Below are 19024 nucleotides of genomic sequence, written 5' to 3'. Positions count from 1 at the left end.
GGATGGCCCCTCACGCCGGGCCCCCGGAGCAATGATGGAGCGAGGGAACCCGACGAAGTCGGGCCGGATGCAGGGGCGAGCGTTCTTGGTTACTTCTTTGTGGTTCGGCATCCCGACGTTTGAAAGAAGTGACTCGCCGGGAGGCGAAACAGGGACTTGCAGCCCGCTCGATAAGCAGCTCGGCTCAGGACGCTCTAGCAACACTTAACGCAGACAAAGCAAAAAGAAACCCCGGGCAAGCCCGGGGTTTCCTTGGTTCCGCGGTGGCGATTAAGCCAGCAGTCCGTCGATCGCAGCGTTCAGGGTGGCGCTGGGGCGCATTACCTGGCTGGTCAGCTCCGGATTGGAGCGGTAGTAGCCACCGATGTCCACGGCCTTGCCCTGGACGCCGTTCAGTTCGGTGACGATGGTCGCTTCCTGTTCGGTCAGGGTCTTGGCCAGCGGAGCGAAGTGAGCCTTCAGCTCGGCGTCCTCGTCCTGGGCGGCGAGGGCCTGGGCCCAGTACAGCGCCAGGTAGAAGTGGCTGCCGCGGTTGTCGATTTCACCGACCTTGCGCGACGGCGACTTGTTGTTGTCCAGCAGCTTGCCGGTAGCTTCGTCGAGGGTCTTGCCCAGCAGTTTGGCCTTGGTGTTGCCGGCCTTGATGCCGGTTTCTTCCAGGGATACGGCCAGGGCCAGGAACTCGCCGAGGGAGTCCCAGCGCAGGTAGTTTTCCTCGACCAGCTGCTGTACGTGCTTGGGTGCCGAACCGCCGGCGCCGGTTTCGTACATGCCGCCGCCGGCCATCAGCGGAACGATGGACAGCATCTTGGCCGAGGTGCCCAGCTCCATGATCGGGAACAGGTCGGTCAGGTAGTCGCGCAGCACGTTGCCGGTCACCGAGATGGTGTCCTGGCCGCGGAGCTGGCGCTCCATGCTGGTGCGGATGGCTTCGTTGTAGCCCTTGATGCTGATGTCCAGGCCGGTCAGGTCGTGATCCTGCAGGTACAGCTCGACCTTCTTGCGCAGCTCGCGGTCATGGGCGCGCTCCGGGTCCAGCCAGAAGATGGCCGGGGTGTCGGACTGACGGGCGCGGGTAACGGCCAGCTTGACCCAGTCGCGGATCGGGGCGTCCTTGGTCTGGCAGGCGCGCCAGATGTCGCCGGCTTCGACTTCGTGCTGCATCAGCACGGTGCCGTCGGCCAGGACCACACGCATGGTGCCGTCGGCGTCCATTTCGAAGGTCTTGTCGTGGGAGCCGTACTCTTCGGCCTTCTGCGCCATCAGGCCGACGTTCGGCACGGTGCCCATGGTGGTCGGGTCGAAGGCGCCGTTGGTCTTGCAGAAGTTGATCATCTCCTGGTAGATGCGGGCGTAGGTGCTTTCCGGCATCACCGCCTTGGTGTCTTTCTGCTTGCCGTCCTTGCCCCACATCTGGCCGGAGTTGCGGATCATGGCCGGCATGGAGGCGTCGACGATCACGTCGCTCGGGATGTGCAGGTTGGTGATGCCCTTCACGGAGTCGACCATCGCCATTTCCGGACGGTGGCTGTACACCTCGTGGATGTCGTGGAGGATTTCTTCCTGCTGGGAGGCCGGCAGCGCCTTGATCTTGTCATAGACGCTGCTGATGCCGTTGTTCGGGTTGACGCCCAGTTCCTTGAACAGCTCGCCGTACTTGTCGAACACGTCCTTGTAGTAAACGCTGACCGCGTGGCCGAAGACGATCGGGTGGGAGACCTTCATCATGGTCGCCTTGACGTGCAGGGACCACATCACGCCGGTTTCCTTGCAGTCCTGCAGGGTCTTCTCGAAGAAGGCGCGCAGTTTGTTGCAGCTCATGAACATGCTGTCGAGGACTTCGCCGTCCTGCAGGCCGAGCTGCTTCTTGACTTCGACCTTGCCGTCCTTGCCGACGAACTCGATGCGCACGTCACCGGCCTTGGCCATGGTGATGGACTGCTCGCTGGAGAAGAAGTCGCCGCCGCGCATGTAGTCGGCGTGGGAGCGGGAGGCCATGCTCCACTTGCCCATGGAGTGCGGGTGCTTGCGGGCGTAGGCCTTGACGGCGGCCGGGGCGCGGCGGTCGGAGTTGCCTTCGCGCAGGACCGGATTCACGGCGCTGCCCAGCACTTTGGCGTAGCGGGTGCGGGTGTCTTTGTCTTCTTCGGACTGCGGGTCTTCCGGGAAGTCCGGCACGTTGTAGCCCAGGGCCTGCAGTTCGGCGATGGCGCCTTTCAGCTGCGGCACGGAGGCACTGATGTTCGGCAGTTTGACAATGTTGGCGTCCGGCGCGGTGGCCAGGACCGCCAGGTAGGCCAGATCGTCTTCGATGCGCTTGTCTGCTGCGAGCTTGTCAGCGAAGGAGGCCAGGATGCGTCCTGCAAGAGAGATGTCGCGGGTTTCGACATCGATGCCGGCCGAGGCGGCGAAGGCTTTGACGATAGGGAGGAGCGAGTAGGTGGCGAGCGCAGGAGCTTCGTCGGTGAAGGTATAGGTAATCTTCGGACGGTTGGACATTAACGTTTAACTCTCTTCTTTTCTGGGCGCGCAGAGTCTCGAAGCGCACTTGTAGACGCATTCGCTCAATGTCGACGTTGAGCTGAACCGAGAATTGCCGCGGGGGTAATGAAGCGCCAGTAGAACGTTGTACGGCTGGGCCATGGTGATGGCCTGGCCGTTGCGAGGACAGTGAGTCTGGTCCCAGACTGCTCGACCCCGGTGACTGTCAAGTCACGGCGCGCAGTATATCACTCTGAATCGCCGCCTGATGAACACTCGTTTTCGACTAAGGAAGATATGGTCGATGACCGCCCAACTGGAGTACGCTGACGCGCTGCAATAGGGTTCAACCACAAAACGGAGCTCAGCATGGGATACCAAAAGATCCAGGTGCCGGCAGTCGGTGACAAAATCACCGTCAATGCAGATATGTCCCTGAACGTACCGAATAACCCGATCATCCCCTTCATCGAGGGCGACGGCATCGGCGTCGACATCAGCCCGGTCATGATCAAGGTGGTGGATGCCGCCGTTGCCAAGGCTTACGGCGGTGCTCGCAAGATCTCCTGGATGGAGGTCTTTGCCGGTGAGAAAGCCACCCAGGTCTACGATCAGGACACCTGGCTGCCGAAAGAAACCCTGGAAGCCGTTCGCGATTACGTCGTTTCCATCAAAGGCCCGCTGACCACGCCGGTCGGTGGCGGCATCCGCTCCCTGAACGTCGCCCTGCGCCAGGAGCTGGACCTGTACGTTTGCCAGCGTCCGGTGCGCTGGTTCGAGGGCGTGCCCAGCCCGGTGAAGAAGCCCGGCGACGTCGACATGGTGATCTTCCGCGAGAACTCCGAAGACATCTACGCCGGTGTCGAGTGGAAAGCTGGCTCCCCAGAGGCCGAGAAGGTCATCAAATTCCTCACCGAGGAAATGGGCGTCAAGAAGATCCGCTTCACCGAGAACTGCGGCATCGGCATCAAGCCGGTTTCCCTGGAAGGCACCAAGCGTCTGGTGCGCAAGGCCCTGCAGTACGCCGTGGACAACGATCGCAGCTCCGTGACCATCGTCCACAAGGGCAACATCATGAAGTTCACCGAGGGTGCCTTCAAGGAGTGGGGTTACGAAGTCGCGCGTGACGAGTTTGGCGCCGAGCTGCTGGATGGCGGCCCGTGGATGCAATTCAAGAACCCGAACACCGGCAAGAACATCGTGGTGAAAGACGCCATCGCCGACGCCATGCTGCAGCAGATCCTGCTGCGTCCGGCCGAGTACGACGTGATCGCCACCCTGAACCTGAATGGTGACTACCTGTCGGACGCCCTGGCGGCTGAAGTGGGTGGTATCGGCATCGCGCCCGGCGCGAACCTGTCCGACACCATCGCCATGTTCGAAGCGACCCACGGCACCGCGCCGAAGTACGCTGGCCAGGACAAGGTGAACCCGGGTTCGGTCATCCTCTCCGCCGAGATGATGCTGCGCCACATGGGCTGGACCGAAGCGGCCGACCTGATCATCAAGGGCACCAATGGTGCCATCGCTGCGAAGACCGTGACCTACGACTTCGAGCGTTTGATGGAAGGCGCCAAGCTGCTGTCCTGCTCCGAGTTCGGCGACGCCACCATCGCTCACATGTGAGCCTGACGGCGCATACGAAAAGGCCGGTCATATGACCGGCCTTTTTTGTGCCCGAATATCAGGGGCTCAAATTTCTACCGTGCTGCCCTGGGGTTGGCTGATGGAGGCAGGCGCTTCGGTGGTGGCCGTGACGGCGCGAATATTCACGGCATGCAGCCCTTTCGGGCCCTGGATGATATCGAAGCTTACCGGCTGTCCAGCCTTTAGCGTCTTGTAGCCGTCCATCTGGATGGCCGAATAGTGGGCGAACAGGTCCTCATCTCGGCCTTCGGCAAGGATGAATCCATAGCCTTTGGCGTTGTTGAACCACTTGACCTTACCGCTAAGCATGCTGATATCCCTCTGCAAAGGACTCCATCACTGGAGTATCATCCACTTCGACTCCACGCTCCTGCGGCCACTTTAGCCACGCGCGTGGAACCCCTGATACCCGAAGACGGGTATCCACTGGTTGTAACACCGTTTTGCCGTTAGTCAAGGCGCCACCCGCATCGCCTGAGAAGCGGATCAAAGTCTTTACAGCGGCCGTTTTCCATTCACTCATGACCTTTATTTCCAGCATGCATGCAAGCAGCCAGATTCGACTAACATTCAATCAGGACGGTCCGCAGCATCATGAGGACGACTCCACCGGCCTGGCGGTGCAAGAGGCCAAGCCGGCCCTGCAGGCACCACCGATGTATAAGGTGGTGATGTTTAACGATGACTACACCCCAATGGATTTTGTGGTCGAGGTGCTCGAAGTGTTCTTCGGCTTGAACCGGGAACTCGCCACCAAGATCATGCTGACTGTGCATACGGAGGGTCGGGCGGTTTGCGGCGTGTTCACTCGCGATATTGCCGAAACCAAGGCCATGCAGGTCAATCAATATGCGAGAGAGAGCCAGCATCCGCTGCTCTGTGAGATCGAGAAGGACGGTTAACGCCGCCGCTTGGGTATGAGGTGAAGCCATGTTGAACCGCGAGCTCGAAGTCACCCTCAATCTTGCCTTCAAGGAGGCCCGTGCCAAGCGCCACGAGTTCATGACGGTCGAGCACTTGTTGCTCGCCCTTCTGGATAACGAAGCTGCCGCCACTGTGCTGCGTGCATGTGGCGCGAATATGGACAAGCTGCGGCATGATCTGCAGGAGTTCATCGATTCCACCACTCCGCTGATTCCTCAGCACGACGAGGATCGTGAAACCCAGCCGACGCTGGGCTTCCAGCGCGTCCTGCAGCGCGCAGTGTTCCACGTGCAGAGTTCCGGCAAGCGTGAAGTGACCGGTGCCAATGTGCTGGTGGCTATCTTCAGCGAGCAGGAAAGCCAGGCCGTGTTCCTGCTGAAACAGCAGAGCGTGGCCCGCATCGACGTGGTCAACTACATCGCCCACGGCATCTCCAAGGTGCCGGGGCATGGAGAGCAGCACGATCACGACCAGGAGATGCAGGACGAGGAGGGCGGGGAAGCCGCCGCCTCCGGCCATCCCCTGGACGCCTACGCCAGCAACCTGAACGAACTGGCTCGCCTGGGGCGTATCGATCCGCTGGTCGGTCGTGAGCTCGAGGTCGAGCGCGTCGCGCAGATCCTGGCCCGTCGCCGCAAGAACAACCCGTTGCTGGTGGGCGAGGCCGGCGTCGGCAAGACCGCCATCGCCGAAGGCCTGGCCAAGCGTATCGTCGACAACCAGGTGCCTGACCTATTGGCTGACAGCGTGGTCTATTCCCTGGACCTCGGTGCGCTGCTGGCGGGTACCAAGTACCGCGGCGACTTCGAGAAGCGCTTCAAGGCGCTGCTCAACGAGCTGCGCAAGCGCCCCCATGCCATCCTCTTCATCGACGAGATCCACACCATCATCGGTGCCGGGGCTGCCTCGGGCGGCGTGATGGATGCATCCAACCTGCTCAAGCCCCTGCTGTCGTCCGGCGAGATCCGCTGCATCGGCTCCACCACCTTCCAGGAGTTCCGCGGCATCTTCGAGAAGGATCGGGCTCTCGCTCGACGCTTCCAGAAGGTCGATGTCACCGAACCATCCGTCGAGGACACCGTGGGCATCCTCAGGGGGCTCAAGGCGCGCTTCGAGCAGCACCACCATATCGAGTACAGCGATGAGGCCTTGCGTGCCGCAGCGGAGCTGGCAGCGCGCTACATCAACGATCGGCATATGCCTGACAAGGCCATCGACGTGATCGACGAGGCGGGTGCCTATCAGCGCCTGCAGCCCGAAGAGAAGCGGGCCAAGCGCATCGAGGTGGCCCAGGTCGAGGACATAGTCGCCAAGATCGCGCGGATTCCGCCAAGGCACGTCACCAGTTCGGACAAGGAACTCCTGCGTAACCTGGAGCGCGATCTGAAGCTGACGGTGTTTGGCCAGGATGCGGCCATCGATTCCCTGTCCACGGCCATCAAGCTGTCCCGCGCCGGCCTGAAGTCGCCGGACAAGCCGGTGGGCTCCTTCCTCTTCGCTGGTCCCACGGGCGTCGGCAAGACCGAAGTGGCACGCCAGTTGGCGAAGGCTCTGGGCATCGAACTGGTTCGCTTCGACATGTCCGAGTACATGGAGCGGCATACCGTCTCGCGCCTGATCGGAGCGCCACCGGGCTATGTCGGGTTCGACCAGGGTGGCCTGCTGACCGAGGCCATCACCAAGCAGCCACACTGCGTGCTGCTGCTGGACGAGATCGAGAAGGCGCACCCGGAAGTCTTCAACCTGCTGCTGCAGGTCATGGACCATGGCACCCTGACCGACAACAACGGCCGCAAGGCGGACTTCCGCAACGTGATCCTGGTCATGACCACCAACGCCGGCGCGGAGACCGCAGCGCGGGCCTCCATCGGCTTCACCCTGCAGGACCACTCTTCGGACGCCATGGAAGTCATCCGCAAGAGCTTCACGCCGGAATTCCGCAATCGCCTGGATACCATCATCCAGTTCGGCCGCCTGAGCCACGAAGTGATCAAGAGCGTGGTGGACAAGTTCCTCACCGAACTGCAGGCGCAGCTGGAAGACAAGCGTGTGCAGCTGGTGGTCGACGACGAGGCGCGTGGTTGGCTCGCCGAGCGCGGCTACGATGCGCAGATGGGCGCGCGTCCCATGGCTCGCCTGATCCAGGACAAGATCAAGCGGCCGCTGGCCGAAGAGATCCTGTTCGGGGAGCTGGCCGAGCACGGTGGCTTGGTGCACGTCGACGTCAAGGACGGGGAGCTCAGCTTCGAGTTCGAAACCACTGCAGAGATGGCCTGAAGGCCATCCACAAAAAAGCCCGGCTTGATGCCGGGCTTTTTTGTGACTATCCGATCAGCGGGCGCGGTAGGTGATGCGGCCCTTGCTCAGATCGTACGGCGTCAGCTCGACGCGAACTTTATCGCCGGTGAGGATGCGGATGTAGTTTTTGCGCATCTTGCCGGAAATGTGCGCGGTGACGACGTGCCCATTTTCCAACTCCACACGGAACATGGTGTTGGGCAGGGTGTCGATGACAGTGCCTTCCATTTCGAAGCTGTCTTCTTTCGACATGCAGTAAAGCCCTCGGTATTCAGAGATGGGCCCTGCCGCATTGGCGGCGGGCAAAAACGGCGTGCATTGTGCCCGAAAACAGCGCTGTTCGCCAAGGGGCTTCAGCTGAGCGTCACCCAACGCTGGTTGACGAAGAGCTCGATCGGGCGGTACTGGGTCTTGTAATTCATCTTCCTGCAGTTCTTGATCCAGTAGCCGAGATAGACGGCCTGCAGCCCCAGACGGGCGGTTTCGCCGATCTGCCAGAGGATCGCGTAACGGCCGAGGCTGCGCTTCTCCTCGCTGGGGTCGTAGAAGGTGTAGACCGCAGAAAGGCCGTTGGGCAGGACGTCGGTCACCGCCACTGCCTTCAGTTCGCCGTGCAGGCGGAACTCGTAGAAGCGGGAGAAGGGCAGGTCGCGCACCAGGAAGGTGGCGAACTGATCGCGGCTGGGTGGATACATGTCGCCATCGGCATGGCGCTGCTCGATGTAGCGGACGTAGAGCGCGTAATACTCCTCGGTGAAGGAGGGGCGCACGGCAACCACGTTGAGGTCGGCATTGCGCTTGAGAATGCGCTTCTGCTGGCGGTTTGGGATGAACTGGTCGGCTGGAATGCGTGCCGGTACACAAGCGTTGCAGCGCTGGCAGTGCGGGCGGTAGAGGTGGTCGCCACTGCGACGGAAGCCCATCTCCGACAATTCGGCATAGACTTCCACGTCCATCGGCTGGCTGGGGTCGAGGAACAGGGTGGTGGCCTGCTCCTCGGGCAGGTAGCTGCATGGATGCGGTTGAGTGGCATAAAACTTGAGGCGAGCCAGCTCGGTCATGATCAACCCCCGGGAGAACCCTTCAGCAAGTGTATGTCAGCCTGCGGGGGCTCGCCTAGGCGATCCAGTCTGCGTTGTTCGGCTGGTCGAGATAGAGCTGCAGATAGCGGGAAAACTTCTCCCGGCTAATGGTTCTGGCGCCAAAGCTTTGCAGGTGCTGGGTGGGCATCTGGCAGTCGATCAGTACGAAACCCCATTGGTGCAGACGTTGCGCGAGGGTGGCGAAACCGACCTTGGAGGCGTTGTCGGCGCGGCTGAACATGGATTCGCCGAAGAACATCCGGCCGATGGCGATTCCATAGAGGCCACCAACCAGTTCGTCATCCTTCCAGACTTCCACCGAATGGGCGACGCCGCGGCGGTGCAGCTCGGTATAGGCCGCTTGCATGGCGGTCGTGATCCAGGTGCCGTCGGTGTAGTTGCGCGGGCCGGCGCAGCCCTCGAGGACCGCCGGGAAGGCCTGGTCGAAGGTCACCCGGAAGCGTCCCTGGCGCAGCAGTTTGGCAAGGCTGCGGGAGATATGGACTTCCTGGGGTGGCAGGACGTTGCGCGGGTCGGGGGACCACCAGAGGATCGGCTGGCCGTCCTGGTACCAGGGGAAGCAGCCGTGTCTATACGCCTGGATCAGGCGTTCCGCCGACAGGTCGCCGCCAGCGGCGAGCAGGCCGTTGGGTTCGCGCAGGGCGCGTTCGAGTGGGGGGAAGGCGAGGGAGTCGCGCCGCAGCCAGGTAAGCATGGAGGAGGGGAGGGCGGGCCGGAGGGCCCGCCGTGCCTGTCAGTTGTCGTCGAGGTACTTCTCGGCGTCCAGCGCGGCCATGCAGCCCGAGCCGGCCGAGGTGATGGCCTGGCGGTAGACATGGTCGGCCACGTCGCCGGCGGCGAATACACCCACGGTGCTGGTGGCAGTGGCGTTGCCTTCAAGGCCGCCCTGGACGATCAGGTAGCCGTCGCGCATTTCCAGTTGGCCCTGGAACAGGTCGGTGTTGGGCTTGTGGCCGATGGCGATGAAGACGCCGGCCAGGGACAGTTCCTTGGTGCTGCCGTCGGCAGTGCTCTTCAGGCGCACGCCGGTCACGCCGGTATTGTCGCCCAGGACTTCGTCCAGGGTGTGGTTCCAGTGCAGGCGGATGTTGCCGTTGGCGGCCTTCTCGAACAGCTTGTCCTGAAGGATCTTCTCGGAGCGCAGCTTGTCGCGGCGGTGGATCAGGTGCACTTCCTTGGCAATGTTGGCCAGGTACAGCGCTTCCTCGACCGCGGTGTTGCCGCCACCGATCACGCAGACCACCTGGTTGCGGTAGAAGAAGCCGTCGCAGGTGGCGCAGGCGGAAACGCCCTTGCCGGCGAATGCTTCCTCGGACGGCAGGCCGAGGTACTGGGCGGAGGCTCCGGTGGAGATGATCAGCGCGTCGCAGCTGTAGGTGCCGCTGTCACCCTTGAGGATGAAGGGGCGCTTCTGCAACTCGGCAGTGTGGATGTGGTCGTAGACAATCTCGGTGTCGAAGCGCTCGGCGTGCTTCTGCATGCGCTCCATCAGGGCCGGGCCGGTCAGGCCTTCGACGTCACCGGGCCAGTTGTCCACTTCGGTGGTGGTAGTGAGTTGGCCGCCCGGCTGGATGCCGGTGATGATCACGGGTTTGAGGTTGGCGCGGGCGGCATAGACGGCCGCGGTGTAACCCGCCGGGCCGGAGCCCAGGACGATCAATCGGGAATGCTTGACTTCGCTCATAAAAAGGCCCCATAAGTCTTTGTCACAAAAGAGAATGCATGCTCCAATTGAGCATCACGCAAATCGTTGCCGGCTATGCTACACCGAAGCGCGAGACAGCGCCAAAACGCAGCCGCGACAATCCATCCCTGCGTGGCATCGCGCGGGCAAACCCGTACAATGGGCATCGTTCTGAATGGGCCGGACCCCGTTGATGGCATATCGCCGGGCGGAAATCCGCCCTCGACCGACTCTTGAACGCGCCCGGGGCGCAGGAAAAGACGCGTTTTGAAGAATTCCACGACCAGAGCCCAGACACCCGTCTGGCGCCAGCAATTGCATTATCGCCTCAAGGAAGGTGCGTTGATCGCGCTGGGGGCAATCTGCCTCTACTTGTGGATGGCACTGCTCACCTACGACTCCTCCGATCCGGGCTGGACCCACACCAGCAACGTCGAGCAGGTGCAGAACGCGGCCGGCCGGCTCGGTGCCTGGTTCGCCGACATCCTGTTCATGGCCCTGGGCTATTTCGCCTACGTCTTTCCGCTGCTCCTGGCGATCAAGACCCTGCAGGTCTTCCGCCATCGCCACGAACCCATCGACTGGAGCGGCTGGCTGTTCTCCTGGAGGCTGATCGGCCTGGTGTTCCTGGTGCTGTCCGGCGCCGCGCTGGCCGATATCCACTTCCAGGACCAGGTCGGGCTGCCGGCCTCGGCGGGTGGCGCCCTGGGCGAGAGCCTCAGCCACCTGGCGGTCAACGCACTCAATGTGCAGGGCAGCACCTTGCTGTTCTTCGCACTGTTCCTGTTCGGCTTGACGGTGTTTACCGACCTGTCCTGGTTCAAGGTCATGGACCTGACCGGCAAGATTACCCTCGATCTCTTCGAATTGATCCAGAGCGCCGTGAACCGCTGGTGGAGCGCGCGCCAGGAGCGCAAGCAACTGGTGGCCAAGCTGCGCGAGGTGGATGTCCGCGTCAACGAGGTCGCCGCGCCCGTGGTTTCCGATCGTCGCGAACAGGCCAAGGTCAAGGAGCGCCTCATCGAGCGCGAGGAATCCCTGACCAAGCACATGACCGAGCGCGAGAAGCGCCCGGCGCCGGTCATCGCGCCGCCTCCGCCGCCGAAAGCCGCCGAGCCGAGCAAGCGAGTGCAGAAGGAAAAGCAGGCGCCGCTGTTCGTCGATACCGCCATCGAAGGTACCCTGCCGCCCATTTCCATCCTCGACGTGGCCGAGAAGAAGCAGAAGAGCTTCTCCCCGGAATCCCTGGAGGCCATGTCGCGCCTGCTGGAAATCAAGCTGAAGGAATTCGGCGTCGAAGTGATAGTCGAGTCGGTCCATCCGGGGCCGGTGATTACCCGCTTCGAAATCCAGCCGGCCGCCGGCGTCAAGGTCAGCCGTATTTCCAACCTGGCCAAGGACCTGGCGCGCTCCCTCGCGGTGATCAGCGTGCGGGTGGTGGAAGTCATCCCCGGCAAGACCACGGTCGGCATCGAGATTCCCAACGAGGACCGCCAGATGGTGCGCTTCTCCGAGGTGCTGGCTTCGTCCGAGTACGACGAGGCCAAGTCGCCCGTCACCCTGGCCCTGGGCCATGACATCGGCGGCAAGCCGATCATCACCGACCTGGCCAAGATGCCCCACCTGCTGGTGGCCGGTACCACTGGCTCCGGTAAGTCGGTGGGTGTGAACGCCATGATCCTGTCGATCCTGTTCAAGTCCACGCCCGAGCAGGCGCGGATGATCATGATCGACCCGAAGATGCTGGAACTATCCATCTACGAAGGCATTCCGCACCTGCTCTGCCCGGTGGTCACCGACATGAAGGAGGCCGCCAACGCCCTGCGCTGGAGCGTTGCGGAGATGGAGCGGCGCTACAAGCTGATGGCCGCCATGGGCGTGCGCAACCTGGCGGGGTTCAACCGCAAGGTGAAGGACGCGGAAGAGGCGGGCACCCCGCTGACCGATCCGCTCTACCGCCGCGAAAGCATGGAAGACGAGGCGCCGCTGCTGAAGACCCTGCCGACGATCGTGGTGGTGGTCGACGAATTCGCCGACATGATGATGATCGTCGGCAAGAAGGTCGAAGAGCTGATTGCGCGGATCGCCCAGAAGGCCCGTGCCGCCGGTATCCATCTGATCCTCGCTACCCAGCGCCCCTCGGTGGACGTGATCACCGGCCTGATCAAGGCCAACATCCCGACGCGTATGGCCTTCCAGGTTTCCAGCAAGATCGACTCGCGCACCATCCTCGACCAGGGTGGTGCCGAGCAGCTGCTGGGCCACGGCGACATGCTCTACCTGCCGCCGGGTACCGGTTTGCCGATCCGCGTCCACGGCGCCTTCGTTTCAGACGAAGAAGTGCACCGTGTGGTCGAAGCCTGGAAGCTGCGCGGCGCCCCGGACTACATCGAAGACATCCTGGCCGGTGCAGACGAGGGCGGTGGCGGTTTCTCCGGTGGCGGCGAAGGTGGCGATGGCAGTGGCGAAGGCAGCGAGGACGACCCGCTCTACGACGAGGCCGTGCGTTTCGTCGTCGAAAGCCGCCGCGCTTCGATTTCTGCTGTGCAGCGCAAGCTGAAGATCGGCTACAACCGCGCCGCGCGCATGATCGAAGCGATGGAAATGGCTGGGGTGGTTAGCTCCATGAACGGCAACGGGTCGCGCGAAGTGATCGCGCCGGCACCGGTGCGAGACTGATCCGAAACGGATTCTTGACGAGGATTTCCATGCGACTGATCCGCATGCTGATGGTAGCGGTCCTGGGCTTGGCCGCCCTGCAGGTCCAGGCTGACGACAAGGTGGCCGTCGGCCGCCTGACCGAAATGCTGAACAAGGCGCAGACCATTACAGGCCGCTTCTCCCAACTGACCCTGGACGGTTCCGGCACCCAATTGCAGGAAACCTCCGGTGAACTGTCGCTGAAGCGCCCGGGCCTGTTCCGCTGGCACACCGATGCGCCGATGGAGCAGCTGCTGGTCTCCAATGGCGAGAAGGTCTGGCTCTATGACCCGGACTTGCAGCAGGTGACCATCCAGACCCTGGACCAGCGCCTGACCCATACCCCGGCGCTGTTGCTCTCCGGTGATGTTTCGAAGATCAGCGAGAACTTCGAGATCAGCCACAAGGAAGGCGGCGACGTCGTGGACTTCATCCTCAAGCCCAAGGCCAAGGACACGCTGTTCGACACCCTGCGCCTGTCGTTCCGCAACGGCGTGATCAACGACATGCAGCTGATCGACAGCGTTGGCCAGCGCACCAACATCCTCTTCCTCGGGATCAAGATGAACCAGGCGATAGACACCGCGCAGTTCAACTTCAAGGTCCCGGAAGGCGCCGACGTCATCCAGGAATAAGCCGTAACGCCCATGGACCTGTTCCGCTCCGAACCCATCGCCCAACCCCTGGCGGCGCGCCTTCGCGCCACCAGCCTGGACGAGTACGTGGGCCAGGAACACCTCCTGGCCCCGGGCAAGCCACTGCGTGAAGCCCTGGAGCAGGGCGCGCTGCACTCGATGATCTTCTGGGGCCCGCCCGGGGTGGGCAAGACCACCCTGGCCAAGCTGCTGGCCCAGGTTACCGATGCCCACTTCGAGACCATTTCCGCCGTGTTGTCCGGGGTCAAGGAGATTCGCCAGTCGGTGGAGATGGCCAAGCAGCAGGCGGCCCAGTATGGCCGGCGCACCATACTCTTCGTCGACGAAGTGCACCGCTTCAACAAGTCCCAGCAGGACGCCTTCCTGCCCTATGTGGAAGACGGCACGCTGATCTTCATCGGTGCCACTACCGAGAACCCGTCCTTCGAGCTCAACAACGCGCTGCTGTCCCGTGCCCGCGTCTATGTGCTGAAGAGCCTTGACGAAGCGGCGCTACGCAAGCTGGTGGCGCGTGCGCTGAACGAGGACAAGGGTCTGGGCAAGCGCGAATTGCGCCTGCCGGACGAGAGTTTCGCCATCCTGATGGCGGCGGCGGACGGCGATGGCCGACGCCTGCTCAACCTCTTGGAAAACGCTTCCGACCTGGCCGAGGACGGTGGCGAGATCGGCGTCGAACTGCTGCAGAACCTGCTGGGCGACAGCCGTCGCCGCTTCGACAAGGGCGGGGAAGCCTTCTACGACCAGATTTCCGCCCTGCACAAGTCGGTGCGCGGCTCCGACCCGGATGCGGCCCTCTACTGGTACGCGCGCATGATCGACGGCGGCTGCGACCCCCTCTACCTTGCTCGCCGGGTGGTGCGCATGGCCAGCGAGGATATCGGTAACGCCGATCCGCGCGCACTCAGCCTGTGCCTGTCGGCCTGGGACGTGCAGGAACGCCTCGGCAGCCCGGAGGGCGAGCTGGCGGTGGCCCAGGCCGTGGTCTACCTGGCCTGCGCGCCGAAGAGCAACGCCGTCTACATGGCGTTCAAGGCGGCGATGCGCGATGTCGCCGAGAACGGTTCGCTGGAGGTGCCCCTGCACCTGCGCAATGCGCCGACCAAGCTGATGAAGCAACTGGGCTATGGCGAGGAATACCGCTATGCCCATGACGAGCCGGATGCCTATGCGGCGGGCGAGGACTACTTCCCCGAGCAACTTGAGCCGCGCCAGTACTACCAGCCGGTGCCGCGCGGCCTGGAGCTGAAGATCCGCGACAAGCTGCAGCACCTGAAGAACCTGGATCGCAGCAGTTCCTGGCAGCGGAGAAAGCCGTGATCGGACTGATCCTGGCGGTCTCCGCCGGTGGCGTGGCGGGCACCCTGCTGCGCTTTGCCACCGGCAATCTCATCGCTGCCCACTGGCCACGCTACTTCTACGCCGGTACCCTTGCGGTCAACGTCGTCGGTTGCCTGCTGATCGGCTACCTCTATGGACTGTTCCTGCTGCGACCCGAAGTGCCGGTGGAAATCCGCTCCGGCCTGATGGTCGGCTTCCTGGGTGGCCTGACGACTTTTTCATCCTTTTCCCTCGACACGCTGCGCCTGCTGGAAAGCGGCCAGTTGCCAACGGCCCTGGGCTATGGGGCGCTGAGCGTGCTGGGCGGCCTGCTCGCCACCTGGGCCGGCCTGATACTGACGAAAATCTGAGAGACGAGAACCTGACATGCTCGATGCCAAACTGGTCCGCACCCAGACCCGGGAAATCGCGGAACGCCTCGCCACCCGTGGCTTTGAACTGGACGTAGCGCGCCTGGAAGCGCTGGAGAACCAGCGCAAGTCCGTGCAGACCCGCACCGAACAGCTGCAGGCCGAGCGCAACACCCGTTCCAAGGCCATCGGCCAGGCCAAGCAGCGCGGCGAGGATATCGCCCCCCTGCTGGCCGACGTCGACCGCATGGGGTCCGAGCTGGAGGAGGGCAAGCGCGAGCTGGAAAGCATCCAGGTCGAGCTGGACAACCTGCTGTTGAACATCCCCAACCTGCCGCACGAATCCGTGCCGGTAGGCGATGACGAAGATCACAACGTCGAAGTGCGCCGCTGGGGCACTCCGCGCAGCTTCGAATTCGAAATCAAGGACCATGTGGCCCTTGGCGAGCAGTATGGCTGGCTGGACTTCGAAACCGCGGCCAAGCTGTCCGGCGCCCGTTTCGCCCTGCTGCGCGGCCCCATCGCCCGCCTGCATCGCGCCCTGGCGCAGTTCATGATCAACCTGCACGTCACCGACCACGGCTACGAAGAGGCCTATACGCCGTATCTGGTGCAGGCTCCGGCCCTGCAGGGCACCGGCCAGCTGCCGAAGTTCGAGGAAGACCTGTTCAAGATCTCCCGCGAGAACGAGGCCGACTTCTACCTGATCCCGACCGCCGAGGTGTCCCTGACCAATATCGTGTCCGGCGAGATCCTCGAGGCCAAGCAGCTGCCGCTGAAGTTCGTCGCTCACACCCCCTGCTTCCGCAGTGAAGCCGGCGCCTCCGGCCGTGACACCCGCGGCATGATCCGCCAGCACCAGTTCGACAAGGTGGAGATGGTGCAGATCGTCGAACCGTCGAAGTCCTTCGAGGCCCTGGAGAGCATGACCGGAAACGCCGAGCGCGTGCTGCAGCTGCTGGAGCTGCCTTACCGCGTGCTGGCCCTGTGCACCGGCGACATGGGCTTTTCCGCCACCAAGACCTACGACCTGGAAGTCTGGGTGCCGAGCCAGGACAAGTACCGCGAGATTTCCTCCTGCTCCAACTGCGGCGACTTCCAGGCCCGCCGCATGCAGGCGCGCTACCGCAATCCGGAAACCGGCAAGCCGGAGCTGGTGCACACCCTGAACGGCTCCGGCCTGGCCGTTGGTCGGACCCTGGTCGCCGTGCTGGAGAACTATCAGCAGGCCGACGGCAGCATTCGCGTGCCCGAGGTACTCAAGCCCTACATGGGTGGTATTGAAGTCATCGGCTGATCGCCCGACCCACTGCAGGCGCAACGGAAAGTCCCACCGCCCGCGTAGCAGCTCGGCTGCACGCGGGCGGTGACCGTTTCAGCAATATCTCAACCGTCAATGCAAGAAGGCGCTTCTATGGATTACCTCCCGCTGTTCCACAATCTTCAAGGGCGCCAGGTGCTCGTGGTCGGTGGTGGCGAAGTCGCCTTGCGCAAGGCGCGCCTGCTGGCCGATGCCGGGGCTCGATTGCGGGTGGTGGCGCCGCGGGTCGAGGAACAGCTGCTGGAGATGGTCGAGCAGGGTGGTGGCGAGGCTCGCCAGCGTGGCTATCTGGATGCGGACCTGGATGGCTGTGTGCTGGCCATTGCCGCCAGCGACGACCAGGCGCTGAATGCCCAGGTTTCGGCCCAGGCACAGGCCTGCGGTGTTCCCGTCAACGTCGTGGATGCGCCGAAACTCTGCAGTGTGATCTTTCCCGCGATCGTCGATCGTTCGCCGTTGATCGTGGCGGTTTCCAGCGCCGGCGATGCGCCGGTCCTGGCGCGCCTGATCCGTGCCAAGATCGAAACCTGGATTCCCTCTGCCTATGGCCAGCTAGCTGGCCTGGCGAAGAAATTCCGCGACCAGGTGAAGACCTTGTTGCCCGACGTGCAGCAGCGTCGGGTGTTCTGGGAGGAAGTCTTCCAGGGTCCGGTCGCCGAACGCATGTTGGCGGGGCAGGGTGCCGAAGCCGAGCGCCTGTTGGCCGAGCGGGTGGCTGGTGGCGCGCCCAAGGCACTGGGCGAGGTCTATCTGGTGGGCGCTGGCCCGGGTGACCCGGACCTGCTGACCTTCCGCGCGCTGCGCCTGATGCAGCAGGCCGACGTGGTGCTATACGACCGTCTCGTAGCGGCGCCGATCATCGAGCTGTGCCGTCGCGATGCGGAGCGCATCTACGTCGGCAAGCGCCGCGCCGACCATGCCGTGCCCCAGGATGAAATCAACCGCCTGCTGATCGAACAGGCCAAGCTGGGCAAGCGCGTGCTGCGCCTGAAGGGCGGCGACCCTTTCATCTTCGGGCGTGGCGGCGAGGAGATCGAGGAACTGGCGGCCAACGGCATTCCCTTTCAGGTGGTGCCCGGCATCACCGCGGCCTCGGGCTGCGCCGCCTATGCCGGAATCCCGCTGACCCATCGCGACTACGCCCAGTCAGTGCGCTTCGTCACCGGTCACCTGAAGGACGGTAGCTGCGACTTGCCCTGGGGCGACCTGACGGCCCCGGGCCAGACCCTGGTGTTCTATATGGGCCTGGTGGGGCTGCCGCTGATCTGCGAGCAGCTGATCAAGCATGGCCGTGCCGCCGATACACCGGCTGCCCTTGTCCAGCAAGGTACCACTAGCCGCCAGCGGGTATTCACCGGCACCCTGGCCGACCTGCCGCAGCTGGTAGCGGAGCACGAAGTCCACGCACCGACCCTGGTGATAGTGGGCGAGGTGGTGACCCTGCGCGAGAAGCTCGCCTGGTTCGAAGGCGGTCAGGCCGGCGTCTGATCCTTTTGCGCTACGGGCAGGGCCGTCAGATGCCCACGGCCGTGGGCTCGGCTGAAGTCCTGTTCCGGGCCCAGCGGCACCACGCCCGTGGGGTTGATGGTGCGATGGCTGGCGTAGTAGTGGTGCTTGATATGGGTGAAGTTCACCGTCTCGGCCACGCCCGGCCACTGGTACAACTCATGCAGCCAGCCTGAGAGGTTCGGGTAGTCGGCCAAACGGCGCAGGTTGCACTTGAAGTGGCCGTGGTACACCGCGTCGAAACGGATCAGGGTGGTAAACAGGCGCCAGTCCGCTTCGGTGATCCGTTCGCCGGCCAGGTAGCGGCGCGTCTCCAGCAGGGCATCCAGTCTGTCGAGTTCGTCGAACAGGGTATGGAAGGCTTCCTCGTAGGCATCCTGGGTGGTGGCGAAGCCGGCGCGGTAGACACCGTTGTTGATCGCCGGGTAGATGCGTTCGTTGAGTGCATCGATCTCCGCCCGCAGCGGCTCCGGATAGAAATCCAGGTGGTTGCCGGTGAGGCGATCGAAAGCGCTGTTAAACATCCGGATGATCTCGGCGGATTCGTTGCTGACGATGCTGCCGGTCTGTTTGTCCCAGAGCATCGGCACTGTGACCCGCCCGCTGTAGTCGGAGCTGTCCAGGGTGTAGCGCTGGTGCAGGTACTCCAGCCCGTCCAGCTTGTCGCCGGTGGAGCCATGCTGCGGGTCGAAGGTCCAGCCCTGTTCCAGCATCAGCCAGCTCACCACCGATACATCGATCAGCGATTCCAGGCCTTTCAGCTTGCGGAAAATCAGGGTGCGGTGCGCCCAGGGGCAGGCCAGGGAAACATAGAGGTGATAGCGGCCGGCTTGGGCGGGAAAGCCGCCTATGCCCGATGGGCCGGGTACGCCGTCGACGGTAATCCAGTTGCGTCGCCGCGCGCTTTCGCGCTGGAAGCGCCCGTCCTTGGCCGTGTCATACCACTTGTCATGCCATTTACCATCGATCAGCAGGCCCATCGTCTGTCTCCGAAGTCGAGTTCGGTTTCCAGTCTA

At 63.2% G+C, this 19024-nt stretch carries 16 protein-coding genes; 9 read left to right on the top strand and 7 right to left on the bottom strand.

Annotation, left to right across the window (positions count from 1 at the left end):
- Positions 1-270 precede the first annotated feature (270 nt).
- Positions 271-2499: an NADP-dependent isocitrate dehydrogenase gene (locus E8F11_RS20615; RefSeq protein ID WP_280290727.1), complete on the bottom strand. Its 2229-nt coding sequence runs from the start codon at positions 2497-2499 to the stop codon at positions 271-273.
- Positions 2500-2850: 351 nt separating this feature from the next.
- On the opposite strand from E8F11_RS20615, the gene icd reads away from it, so the two are divergent.
- Positions 2851-4107, top strand: a complete 1257-nt coding sequence (gene icd, locus E8F11_RS20610; protein ID WP_280290725.1) for an NADP-dependent isocitrate dehydrogenase — start codon at positions 2851-2853, stop codon at positions 4105-4107.
- A 66-nt stretch (positions 4108-4173) separates the two neighbouring features.
- Here the strand turns inward: icd and cspD are convergent, their stop codons facing one another.
- A complete protein-coding gene (cspD, locus tag E8F11_RS20605; protein ID WP_280290724.1) occupies positions 4174-4437 on the bottom strand; it encodes a cold shock domain-containing protein CspD in 264 nt (87 codons plus the stop codon).
- A gap of 230 nt (positions 4438-4667) precedes the next feature.
- Here cspD and clpS point away from each other — a divergent pair, with 230 nt between their 5' ends.
- Complete coding sequence (clpS, locus tag E8F11_RS20600; RefSeq protein WP_069086497.1) at positions 4668-5030, top strand: ATP-dependent Clp protease adapter ClpS; 363 nt, start codon at positions 4668-4670, stop codon at positions 5028-5030.
- A 28-nt stretch (positions 5031-5058) separates the two neighbouring features.
- Positions 5059-7329, top strand: a complete 2271-nt coding sequence (gene clpA, locus E8F11_RS20595) for an ATP-dependent Clp protease ATP-binding subunit ClpA (RefSeq protein ID WP_280290723.1) — start codon at positions 5059-5061, stop codon at positions 7327-7329.
- Between the two features lie 54 nt (positions 7330-7383).
- On the opposite strand, the gene infA is transcribed toward clpA, so the two are convergent.
- The 4 genes from infA to trxB all read right to left on the bottom strand — a co-directional run bounded on the left by infA (position 7384) and on the right by trxB (position 10137).
- On the bottom strand, positions 7384-7602 hold the full coding sequence (gene infA / locus E8F11_RS20590) for a translation initiation factor IF-1 (RefSeq protein ID WP_016492441.1): 219 nt from the start codon (positions 7600-7602) through the stop codon (positions 7384-7386).
- 101 nt (positions 7603-7703) lie between these two features.
- Positions 7704-8411: an arginyltransferase gene (locus E8F11_RS20585; RefSeq protein WP_280290722.1), complete on the bottom strand. Its 708-nt coding sequence runs from the start codon at positions 8409-8411 to the stop codon at positions 7704-7706.
- A 55-nt stretch (positions 8412-8466) separates the two neighbouring features.
- On the bottom strand, positions 8467-9147 hold the full coding sequence (aat, locus tag E8F11_RS20580; RefSeq protein ID WP_280290721.1) for a leucyl/phenylalanyl-tRNA--protein transferase: 681 nt from the start codon (positions 9145-9147) through the stop codon (positions 8467-8469).
- A gap of 39 nt (positions 9148-9186) precedes the next feature.
- Positions 9187-10137, bottom strand: a complete 951-nt coding sequence (gene trxB, locus E8F11_RS20575; protein WP_280290720.1) for a thioredoxin-disulfide reductase — start codon at positions 10135-10137, stop codon at positions 9187-9189.
- A 267-nt stretch (positions 10138-10404) separates the two neighbouring features.
- On the opposite strand from trxB, the gene ftsK reads away from it, so the two are divergent.
- From ftsK to cysG, 6 genes are all read left to right on the top strand, one after another.
- Entirely contained in the window at positions 10405-12816 is a 2412-nt protein-coding gene (gene ftsK / locus E8F11_RS20570; RefSeq protein ID WP_280290719.1) for a DNA translocase FtsK, read from the top strand.
- A 29-nt stretch (positions 12817-12845) separates the two neighbouring features.
- On the top strand, positions 12846-13472 hold the full coding sequence (gene lolA / locus E8F11_RS20565) for an outer membrane lipoprotein chaperone LolA (protein ID WP_280290718.1): 627 nt from the start codon (positions 12846-12848) through the stop codon (positions 13470-13472).
- A gap of 12 nt (positions 13473-13484) precedes the next feature.
- Positions 13485-14810, top strand: coding sequence for a replication-associated recombination protein A (locus E8F11_RS20560; protein WP_280290717.1), 1326 nt, complete (start codon positions 13485-13487; stop codon positions 14808-14810).
- On the top strand, positions 14807-15181 hold the full coding sequence (gene crcB / locus E8F11_RS20555) for a fluoride efflux transporter CrcB (protein ID WP_280290716.1): 375 nt from the start codon (positions 14807-14809) through the stop codon (positions 15179-15181). Before E8F11_RS20560 ends, crcB begins: the two co-directional genes overlap by 4 nt.
- A gap of 16 nt (positions 15182-15197) precedes the next feature.
- Positions 15198-16478, top strand: coding sequence for a serine--tRNA ligase (serS, locus tag E8F11_RS20550; protein ID WP_280290715.1), 1281 nt, complete (start codon positions 15198-15200; stop codon positions 16476-16478).
- 117 nt (positions 16479-16595) lie between these two features.
- Complete coding sequence (gene cysG, locus E8F11_RS20545) at positions 16596-17990, top strand: siroheme synthase CysG (RefSeq protein WP_280290714.1); 1395 nt, start codon at positions 16596-16598, stop codon at positions 17988-17990.
- Here the strand turns inward: cysG and E8F11_RS20540 are convergent.
- Positions 17975-18988 (bottom strand): glutathione S-transferase family protein, encoded by a 1014-nt coding sequence (locus E8F11_RS20540; RefSeq protein WP_280290713.1) that lies wholly within the window; start codon positions 18986-18988, stop codon positions 17975-17977. The genes cysG and E8F11_RS20540 overlap by 16 nt on opposite strands.
- Between the last annotated feature and the right edge of the window lie 36 nt (positions 18989-19024).

Source organism: Pseudomonas sp. BN417 (genome assembly GCF_029871205.1).
Lineage (GTDB): Bacteria > Pseudomonadota > Gammaproteobacteria > Pseudomonadales > Pseudomonadaceae > Metapseudomonas.
This window is presented reverse-complemented; position numbering and strand designations above follow the sequence as displayed.